At 37.7% G+C, this 10369-nt stretch carries 10 protein-coding genes; all 10 read right to left on the bottom strand.

From position 1 onward, the window contains the following. Positions 1-373, bottom strand: a 373-nt coding sequence (locus FNH22_RS31345; protein ID WP_143402490.1) for a hypothetical protein, incomplete at its 3' end; no start/stop codon positions are given. A 421-nt stretch (positions 374-794) separates the two neighbouring features. Next, positions 795-1178: a hypothetical protein gene (locus FNH22_RS31350; protein WP_143402491.1), complete on the bottom strand. Its 384-nt coding sequence runs from the start codon at positions 1176-1178 to the stop codon at positions 795-797. A gap of 8 nt (positions 1179-1186) precedes the next feature. Next, complete coding sequence (locus FNH22_RS31355; RefSeq protein WP_143402492.1) at positions 1187-2647, bottom strand: RHS repeat domain-containing protein; 1461 nt, start codon at positions 2645-2647, stop codon at positions 1187-1189. A 199-nt stretch (positions 2648-2846) separates the two neighbouring features. Further along, positions 2847-3251, bottom strand: a complete 405-nt coding sequence (locus FNH22_RS31360) for a hypothetical protein (protein ID WP_143402493.1) — start codon at positions 3249-3251, stop codon at positions 2847-2849. Between the two features lie 10 nt (positions 3252-3261). Next, complete coding sequence (locus FNH22_RS31365; RefSeq protein ID WP_185154529.1) at positions 3262-5283, bottom strand: RHS repeat domain-containing protein; 2022 nt, start codon at positions 5281-5283, stop codon at positions 3262-3264. Positions 5284-5759: 476 nt separating this feature from the next. Next, a complete protein-coding gene (locus FNH22_RS31370; protein WP_143402495.1) occupies positions 5760-5996 on the bottom strand; it encodes a hypothetical protein in 237 nt (78 codons plus the stop codon). A 27-nt stretch (positions 5997-6023) separates the two neighbouring features. Continuing rightward, complete coding sequence (locus FNH22_RS31375) at positions 6024-6584, bottom strand: hypothetical protein (RefSeq protein WP_143402496.1); 561 nt, start codon at positions 6582-6584, stop codon at positions 6024-6026. Next, positions 6584-8011 carry an RHS repeat domain-containing protein gene (locus FNH22_RS31380; protein ID WP_143402497.1) on the bottom strand — a complete coding sequence of 476 codons (1428 nt, stop codon included), beginning with the start codon at positions 8009-8011 and terminating at the stop codon, positions 6584-6586. The genes FNH22_RS31375 and FNH22_RS31380 overlap by 1 nt, the downstream gene beginning before the upstream one ends. 359 nt (positions 8012-8370) lie before the next feature. Further along, positions 8371-8856, bottom strand: a complete 486-nt coding sequence (locus tag FNH22_RS31385; RefSeq protein WP_143402498.1) for a hypothetical protein — start codon at positions 8854-8856, stop codon at positions 8371-8373. Then, on the bottom strand, positions 8840-10321 hold the full coding sequence (locus tag FNH22_RS31390) for an RHS repeat domain-containing protein (RefSeq protein WP_221420393.1): 1482 nt from the start codon (positions 10319-10321) through the stop codon (positions 8840-8842). Before FNH22_RS31390 ends, FNH22_RS31385 begins: the two co-directional genes overlap by 17 nt. Between the last annotated feature and the right edge of the window lie 48 nt (positions 10322-10369).

Below are 10369 nucleotides of genomic sequence, written 5' to 3' on the forward strand. Positions count from 1 at the left end.
CTGTAATATTTCCTGCTGCATCGAATACATAGTTCAAGTCCTGAAGTATGTCTGCTCCGGTATTTCTTGTGGTGAGAAGTCGTGTAAGTCTGAAGGTGTTCGGGTCGTAAGTGTATTTTGTTTGGCTGCCATTTCCATAGACGATTTTCTCTCTTTGGCCCCTGGCATTGTAATCAATGTTGGTAACAAAAGAAGTCGCTGTGCCTGAACCTCGTAGGTTAGCTTCTACGTTTTCTAACAGATTGGCTTCGTTATAAGCAGGCCGGACCACCGAGTTATCCGGCATAGTCATGGACACCGATCGGTTCAGGGCGTCATATTGCATCTGCTGAGTAAAGGTTTCGCTTTCTAATAAGGGGGTGGCTACTGCCATCACATCGGTTGCTCCGGGAAGTGCAGACCAGTCCGGTGTGGTTTTGTATTCTTTAGCGTATTGACGCGAACTTTCCAGTAGATTTCCTTTAAAATCAAATCCATCCGAGCAAGTTCATAAACTTGTCACGATCTATAGACCTAAGTAAAAGCTCCGATCATACTTAAGACAGTGGGGGTTTTTATCATAATATATGCCCCATCGCCACGTACCAGTTTGTTGAGCTGGAGAAGATATCGCTGGAGCAGCGCTTTATCAATACCCTCTCTAATTAACCCTACTTCTATCATATGGTAGTAAAGCAAAACATCATTTGCCAAATAAATGGAATATGGATAAGTCTTAAAAATATATGCCTTGTATTGGTTGGTAAATACCAACTAAACAAAATCATTTATAGGCTCGAAGTAAAGTAGTTATTTTATGAATTTTGCTTTAAACTATTCAGAGTTTCTATTCCGATTTTATACAGACGGAAAATTTCGCTCAATACTACATAATCATTAGATGAATATACAACTATTTCATCCTTTTCATTTTCTGATACTAGCAAGATTGAAAAGTGATATTTTTCATTCGAAAATTCTGACTTTTGTAATTGGAGTAGTGACAACTTATCCACCAAAACATATTCAATATTGCTGTATAGAATTTTTTTAGTTTTATTATCTTGTGCTAGCAATAGATAACTTTCAAAAAAGGTTAAGCTTTTTTCATAACGTATGCTTTGATTGCTGTCGTCTATTTCGAATAAGGATCCCGTATCGAATTTCTTGAGTCTTTTAAAAACTATATTTTGTTTCATCAAATAATCTATTTTAAAAGTTTTGTCACCGTTATAATATTTCCTCCCTCGTTTTTGAACGAATACCCTAATAAATTCCATAATCTTTCAGAGGCAAAAGAAGGATTTCTTACTGCATGAAGTCTAAAAATAAACTTATTTGCTCCAGAAGCTAACGCTTCTGATTCAAGTTCAGCTAGAACGCTTTTAATTCCTGATACACTTTCAGAGGCTCCTGCTCGCAAATTGACATTAAATCCGTTTACAATATATTTGTTGGCAGACCTGTTCGCTATTAAATCAATTGAGTAGTTTCCAATAACCCTGTCAGCTTGCCCTCTGGCGATTACTTGTTCCAGTACTTCTGCAGAGGAAATTGTCTCAAAGTTTATAGATTTACTGGTTAGGCTTTCAGGAGTGATCTTTGTAAGTAAATTATTTCTAAAACGTTGATTTGTAACAAAAAAGCCTCTTGACGTAGCATTTCCACCAGCACCAGCTGTAGCAGGAAAAGCTGCTCCATAAGCAATTATGATTAAACTTAATGCGAAAAACTCTTGCTGTCTTTTACTGACTTCAAGCGATCTACCCAAAATTAACCCCAAAGCACCACCAATGTCCCCTGATTGGATTGCTTCATTGTAGGCATTGTATAGAGCGGGATTTACCTTTGACAGATATTGGGCCTCAGAATAAATTTGATTTAGTAAAGTTATAAATTGTGACCTTCTTTCATTACTTGACCAATACAAATTATCTACTTGTTGCGCTACAAATTCTTCAGTTTGTTCCGTTCTTTTCCGCTTAGGCTCTGTATTAATCCCTACTAGCTCTCTTAAAACATCAACCCAGAAGGCACTTCTTTCAATATTATTTCCGAATCTAGCGATTGCTTCGGTTGCTATTCTATTTGCAGTGATTAAATCTTCAGGTACTAACTTACTTTCTGCTTGTTGTTCTTTCTCTTTTCCTATTGTATTACTCTTTTCTTGTTCTTTGGTACTTTCCAATCCATCAATATCAATGGCACCAATCGGGTCGTTACTCGCATACTGAAACGGGGTAAGATGGGGGAATTGTTCTGCCAATGGATCAACCGAAACAAACCGAGCCAACCAACCAGCATAATATCTCGCTCCATAATAATAAAGCCCCGTTTCATCATCCCGCTCCTTACCAACATATCGATATCTTTTCAATGCAATTTCGGCGTTAGTTCTTCCACTCCTATAACTTGTAGTACCGAAGGGATAATACTCCTCATAAGAAATAACGGCAGCTGTTTCATCCAATTCCAATCCTGCAGAATTGAGATGATTATCAAGCTGAAATCGAAAAAGTTGAATAGGAGATATAATAACGTTTCCACTATCAAAAGTCAAGGTATCTACTAACGCTATCCTCCGTTCATCATCCATCATATGTAAAGTTTCCCGCTCCAGTTCCAACGTTCCGTTTTGACTTTTGCGATACACTTCCCATCCTCCCAAATAGAACCTTTCTTCTTTAGCCTCACCATTACGTTCAAAATCTTATACCCTCGATCAAGCAACGAAGTATTGTCATTGCTTATATTCTTGATATCTCACTGGACTATCTGACTACCAAAGTGTATGTGTAGATTGATAAACACACCCGTACTTGTATTCTGGCAATGTCTAGGTTCGAAGAGCAAGACCAAAACACTTACTAGTTGGGGGTAATATTCACTTCTTCTGATTCGTTATCATCAAACTTAGACAGATATTTTCTCCATGATTTTCCAACATTATCAGCTGAAATAGATGTGTTTACATATTCATAAATATATATATCACCATCTTCTGAGTTTTCTAAATTCAACTTAATCGTAAATGCCTTTAATTTAAGCAATAGAGGCTCCAAAGACATTACGTAATCATGCCATTCTGATTTTTTCAGATTCAGTATTCCACCAAAAAGAAAGAGTGAAGAGCCAAAACCTATTACCTCTTGATCGATTATTTTTATTCTATCAGAGCTTGATAATTCTATGGTGCTTATATACTGTTTATTAATTTCATTGTATTTGGTTAGTGATTGAATGTACCCTGAAATTATTGTCTGTGAAGCCATTAAGATTTTATTAAAAAGATTTTCTATTAATTACTCTAATTTGACCTTCGATACCAGTTCCTTTGAATGCATCAATTATTTTGTTTAAATCAATATCGCTGATTGATCTTGGGTCTAAGCCTATTTTTAAGTTTGGGTCAGCTTTCAACTTACCCACTAATTTATTTATTTTTTTTGGAGAACTTATCAAGTCTAAACTTGCTGTTTTTACATCCAGTAATTGCCCACTTATATCAATGAAATCAGCTCCCGTATTGCCAGGAGCTCTATCTTTTATCTCATCAATTATCCCACTCTTTTGTGAGGCAACCCCTTGCTCTACTTCATCAAGTATTGATTCGAACGATCTATTTGGATTGTCTGGATCTGGTCCAGTTAACTTTTTAAATTTTTCTTGTCCTAGAGTGTTTGATAACCTATCTGCCCTGCTTAAGGCAATATCGTCAACCTTTTTAGCTAGATCTCCTGCATCCGGTCGAATAAAAGCTTTTACTCCTCCTGCTACTTCGGCAATAAAAGGAACTGCTCTGGCTACTTTTCTTCCATCACCTTCACTCACTCCCTCAACAAGGTTCTCTCCAGCATCAAATCCACTTCTGATAGTGTTCTCTAGTACTTTCTTTGGATTCAGTAAGTTTTGCTCTCTAAGCTTTTGACGTTCTATTTGTTCTTGAGTGATTGGCTTAGGCCTTGAAGAAAATCCAGCATGGTTTGGGTTGTCATTAACAGCAGCTAATACACTAAAAATTCCAATGACAGCCAGTTTTCCCAGTTCCTTAAAAAAAGCACCGACTTGATTTTCCGAAATCTTTTCAGCACTTGACTTTATAGAACCTAGTTCACCCTTGATGCTTTGTAAATCCTGCTGCACTGAATCTAAAGATTGTAGTAACTGTTGCCTTTTTTCCTTTGAAAGTTTATCAAAGTTTCTTTTCATGCGTGCCGCATCTTCCGGCTTAATTTCCTGCAGTCCATCCAAATCAATAAACGTTATCGGCTTATTTCCAGCATATTGATAGGGAGTGTAATAAGGATACTCATCCTTAAGGGGATCAACAGAAACAAACCTAATTAACCAACTGGCATAATAGCGTGCCCCATAATAATAAAGTCCACTTTCCTCATCATGTTCTTTACCAACATAGCGATATTGTTTCAAAGAGGTCTCAGCGCTATTTCTTCCACTTCTGTAGCTAGATGTTCCAAAAGGATGGTATTCTTCATAACTAATGATTGAAGCCAAATCATCAAGTTCCAAACTCGCCGAACCCAAATGATTTTCCAGTTGGTACCTGATTTGATTTTGTGGAGCTGGGACTGAATTTTGAGCATCAATTGTTAACGTATCGATAATGGCAATACGTTTTTGATCATCTAATATGTGTAATGATTCTCGCTCGGTGTCTAAAACATTGTTGATAGATTTTCTAAATACTTCCCACCCCCCGAAATAAAATCTTTCCTCTTTAATGCCGCCATTTCGTTCTATAACCTTTCTTATGCGCTTTCCTCCGGCATCATAAACATAATAAGCCATACCCCCTCCACCCAGATCAGCCGTCTGTAATCTATCAGCAAAATCCCAATTCAAAGAATTAAGATGAGGCATCGATAGCATACTTCCATGTGTATCATAGGTATATTGGTCAGTTGTAGGTTGGTTATTATCCGGTGAGGTGCTCAGCAAATAGTTGTTTTGTTCAAAATTATAATGATAATGCCTGGTCCAATTTCCCCCGGTGGCCTGGTGGATCATTTTCAGGATATTACCGATTTCATCGTATTCATATTCCTGTGTGTAACGTCTTAAAGCTTGGGTATTTTCAGGAAGTGGGTTGATGTTGATATCTCCCGGGCCCGGAGCTGAGTTTAATCCGATCAGTTCCCTTCCTTCCGCCTTGAGTAAGCGATAGAGTGCATCGTAGGTGTATTTGCCATGGGGATCTACCTGAGCGTTGTTAAAGAAGATGGTTTGTTGAGCATTATCCACCTGCTCTGTAATATTTCCTGCTGCATCGAATACATAGTTCAAGCCCTGAAGTATGTCTGCTCCGGTATTTCTTGTGGTGAGAAGTCGTGTAAGTCTGAAGGTGTTCGGGTCGTAAGTGTATTTTGTTTGGCTACCATTGCCATAGGCGATTTTCTCTCTTTGGCCCCTGGCATTGTAATCGATGTTGGTAACAAAAGAAGTCCCTGTGCCTGAACCTCGTAGGTTAGCTTCTACGTTTTCTAACAGATTAGCTTCGTTATAAGCAGGCCGGACCACCGAGTTATCCGGCATAGTCATGGACACCGGTCGGTTCGGGGCGTCATATTGCATCTGCTGAGTAAAGGTTTCGCTTTCTAATAAGGGAGTGGCTACTGCCATCACATCGGTTGCTCCGGGAAGTGCAGACCAGTCCGGTGTGGTTTTGTATTCTTTAGCGTATTGACGCGAACTTTCCAGTAGATTTCCTTCAAAATCAAATCCATACGAGCAAGTTCATAAACTTGTCACGATCTATAGAATTAAGTAAATGCTCCGATCATACTTAAGCAAGTGGGAGTTTTTATCATAGTATCTACCTCATCGCTGCGAACCATTTTGTTGAGCAGGATAGGGTATCGTTGGAGCAGCGCTTTATCAATACCCTCTCCAATCAACCCTACTTCTATCATATGATAATAAAGCAAAACACCATTTGCCAAATAAATGGAATATGGATAAGTCTGAAAAGTATGTATCTTGTATTGGTAGGTTAACATCAAATACACAAAATTATTTATAGGTTCTTAGAATTTTAAATTAAATTCTTGCTCTAAAGTGTTTTTAAGACCCCATGGAAGTTTTTCTGGAATGATTTTTAAAAATGAATCGGGCAAATCAACTTTATTTTTTTTTGCTGCTAATAAAATAGCGTTTAAATAATCTGGTTTTTGAAAGTCCGGGTTCTCCAGCTTTTTTAAAAGTATTTCCTTAAGGTTTTCGACCTTTTCCTCACTAAGTTTATTTATTACTTGCAAAGACTTGTCTATATCTTCATCATCTGAGAATTTTAGAAATTCATTTAAAATACTTTTATCACCCAACATCCAAAGAAAGAGAAGTAAGTAAAATCTTGAATTCGAATCGAGTTCTCCTTCCAATCTTTCATATAAAGATTTATGAATTCTTCCTAAGTAATTAAATAGCACATCTGCTCTTACTAAATCCTCTTTACTCTTGAAATCATCTAATAAAATATTAGTAAGTTTTGTTAAGAAGCTACTTACCTCATCTATTGTCTCGTAATAATCTTCCACGGCCTTAGATTGAAGCCTTCTCGTTACATCATGTATTCTCAATTCATCCATTAATTTCCTGTTCTAATGATTTTAAAAACTCCTTGAATAGTACTTCCTCCAGGAATAGTAAAGATATTTTCTTTCTGAAGAGTTGTCTTAGCACCACTAAAAAAAGCTTCTGATTCAGTGAATTGAATTGCAAAACTTTGTTTGCCAGTACTTTTGAAGATTCCAATTCTTGCTAAAGCCCCTTCACTTGCATTTATCCCAAGATCAGTAACACATATACTCCCTTGTTCTCCTGCAAGAAATGTATTTTGGCCAGTTGCAAATCTTAGTTCATTTACAAGGAATCCTTCTCCTGGTTTAAGAGCAAGTAAAACAGATTCATCAGCTCCAGTTATACCTGCGATACCTTCCAGGCTTGTAAAATGAGTGAAAGTTTTTCCTTCTCCACTTAATGCAGTTCGAGCTAATTCATCAGAATTTAAAATTCCAAATTTGAATCCGCTTCCTGCAGAAGCACCTAAAATTCCCCTTGGAGCATTGACAGTTATTTCGGAAAAAGTTGAAGCCGTTCTTGAACCAGTAGAAAGTGCATCACCACCAAACAATGTACTTGATTTGGCATTTTGAAGCCCTCTGGAGGCTCTTACTGCATCATCTATACTGCCCACAAACCTCGAAAATCGTGCAATCCCTATTTCAGGAAGAACCACAAATGGAGCTTCTTTAAAAGCGGTAGCCGTGGTTGAAGCAAATCCATACCCAAAATCGCCCCCACCCCCTACAAAAGGAGAAATGGCACTAACATCTCTTTTTAATTGCTCAAAATTTTGTTGTGCTTCAAATCGTCTCCTCTGACGTTCTCTCTCTTGAAATGAACGAGTATCAGTGTCAGGACCAATAAACGTAGCATTTGGAGCATTTCTAGGATCTGCCCATTTACCTGATAAAAGCTTCTGAATATCTCGCTGTTTCTGCGTTTGTTGTCTTTGAAACAATTCTACCTGCAACATTTTATCCCTGGCTGGATTGATGTTTGTGGCATCTCTTTCTATTAATGGTGGTTTAAACTCCTCGGCACCATCCAAATCAATAAAAGCAATAGGCTTATTCCCCGCATATTGATAAGGGGTATAAAACGGATAATCATCCTTCAGTGGATCCACACTCACAAAACGCGCCAGCCAAGCGGCATAGTACCTAGCCCCGTAATAGTACAAGCCCGTTTCATCATCCCGCTCCTTGCCAACATATCGGTATCTTTTTAATGTAACTTCAAAGGTACTTCTTCCGCTTCGATAACTGGTAGTTCCGAAGGGATAATACTCCTCATAAGATATAACGGCAGCAGTATCATCCAATTCCAGTCCCGCTGAATTGAGATGATTGTCAAGCTGATATCGAATAAGCTGGGCGGGAGAGGTTAGAACACTGGCATTATCTACTGTCAGAGAGTCTACTAATGCAATCCTCCGTTCATCATCCATCATATGTAAAGTTTCCCACTCCAGTTCCAGCGTTCCGTTTTGACTTTTGCGATAAACTCCCTCAACCAGCCCTCATTTCGCTAACGAGGACTAAAGAATCTTCAGAAATGAAAGAGTCAGTATTTTTAATGCGGATGTTAGAAACTCTATATGCTTTTTCATTTTCATGAGTCCGATGCGACGTTTCATTTTAATAGGAGAGCATTCGAAAGTATTGTAAATGCCTAACATCCATTTTTCTCTTTTTGGAATAATACTTATAGGCCCAGTCCTATGATATAAATCTGACCGAAAGAACCACATTACAATGCTGACTCTTTGCTCTTTATATGCATTAAACCTTCTGCATACCTTCTTTATACTCAGTATATCAATTCTGTATGTTGAGAACCATCACTAAAAAAGACAGTTATAGCCTTCTCACTTATATCTACATCTTCTATTAGCTCCCCTTTATGAATTGACCTATAAACATGAAAGCCTGCTTGATAATTTTTTAAAATAATATCCACCTGCATTTCGGAATACACAAGAAACCCTTTCGGTATCTTTTCAATATCAACGATCAAATCATGTCCAATCTGAGATCGAAATAGCAGGTAACCATGTTTTCTACAGAAAATGAAAATCTCATATGTAGACGCTAAAGCTATCCAATCTCCATGCGTACACAATGTAAACGACTCAGATATAGAATCATTTTTATACCGTGAAAAATAGTACTCAAAACCATTAAACAATATCTTGCCAAAGCCTTTATCATTTTGTTTATGAAGCAATACACTGTTATAAGGCTGTTTGCTAAACTCCGTTAACGATACCTCGTGGATTTCAATTTCCTGTGACATTTTTCCAATCTTTTATTCTTTTCTGTATATACTCTTTTAGTTGATCATTTAATTTAGGAAATGTTATCGTAGTAACTTCAGGAATTTCTTCACCTTTTCTTATAATGAATGAAACATCATAATAACCAATAGACTCATCAACTAATTCTACACGTTTTGTAAACTCAGTACCATATTGAGTGACTCTTTCACTAACTGCTTTGCCTCCAGTGAAGGCTTCAGTTATCAACTCTAATAATCTTTTTCTACCTCTTTCTGAATCGTTTACATTTAATTGGCTTAAAATATTAGATCTAAATTCGGATTTGGCAAGATTTTCGACCCCTCTTTTTTTGGCAATTTCTTTTAGCGGCCCTCTATTAATCTTATTTAGAAAGAAGTTAAGCTTGTCGGAGGTAATATCATATATTCTATTGAAGACCAGTTTAGACTTACCGAACAATTTAGTTTTTGAAACTGATCTATTTAGTGCTAGTATACCTAATCTTGTTCCTCGTCCAAAATTATCAAATGGATTTGCAGGAATCTCAACTTGTCCTGATTCATCAAGCAACCCTACAGTAAAAGAACCGGCACCATAAAGATAGTAGCCAACCACTAAAGGGTTTGCAGTAACATATGCGTATGCTTCGGGAGCATATCCAATGGCAATGCCTAGTACAAAGGACGTTCCCAACATTATAAAAGCATTTCTATTATTTCTCTCTAGTTCAGATTTTGTTAGATGCTTTATGAATTGATCATTTTCTATTCTTGTCCAAGCATCATAATCATACGTCGGGTCATCCTCAAATGAAGGTTCTTGTCTTTTATTAACATTTTCATCTGGTTTTGCTTCTTCTAATCCATCTAAATCGAAAAAAGTAATCGGCTTATTCCCCGCATATTGATAAGGAGTATAAAAAGGATAATCATCTTTTAACGGATCAACAGAAACAAACCGAGCCAACCAACCAGCATAATACCTGGCTCCATAATAATAAAGGCCCGTTTCATCATCCCGCTCCTTGCCAACATATCGGTATCTTTTTAATGTAACTTCAGAGGTACTTCTTCCGCTTCGATAACTGGTAGTTCCGAAGGGATAATACTCCTCATAAGATATAACGGCAGCAGTATCATCCAATTCCAGTCCTGCAGAATTGAGATGATTATCAAGCTGATATCGAATGAGCTGGGCGGGAGAGGTTAGAATAGTTGCATTATCTACTGTCAGAGAGTCTACTAATGCAATCCTCCGTTCATCATCCATCATATGTAAAGTTTCCCGCTCCAGTTCCAGCGTTCCGTTTTGACTTTTGCGATACACTTCCCATCCTCCTAAATAGCTCCTTTCTTCTTTAACCCCTCCATTACGTTCAATCACCTTACGTACGCGATCCCCCTGGGCATCATACACATAATAAGCCATTCCCCCACCCCCCAGGTCAGCCGTTTGTAACCGGTCAGCAAAATCCCAGGCCATGGAAGTGAGGTGAGGCATCGATAGCATACTTCCATGTGTATCATAGGT

This window comes from Fulvivirga sp. M361, assembly GCF_007097395.1.
Taxonomy (GTDB): domain Bacteria; phylum Bacteroidota; class Bacteroidia; order Cytophagales; family Cyclobacteriaceae; genus Fulvivirga.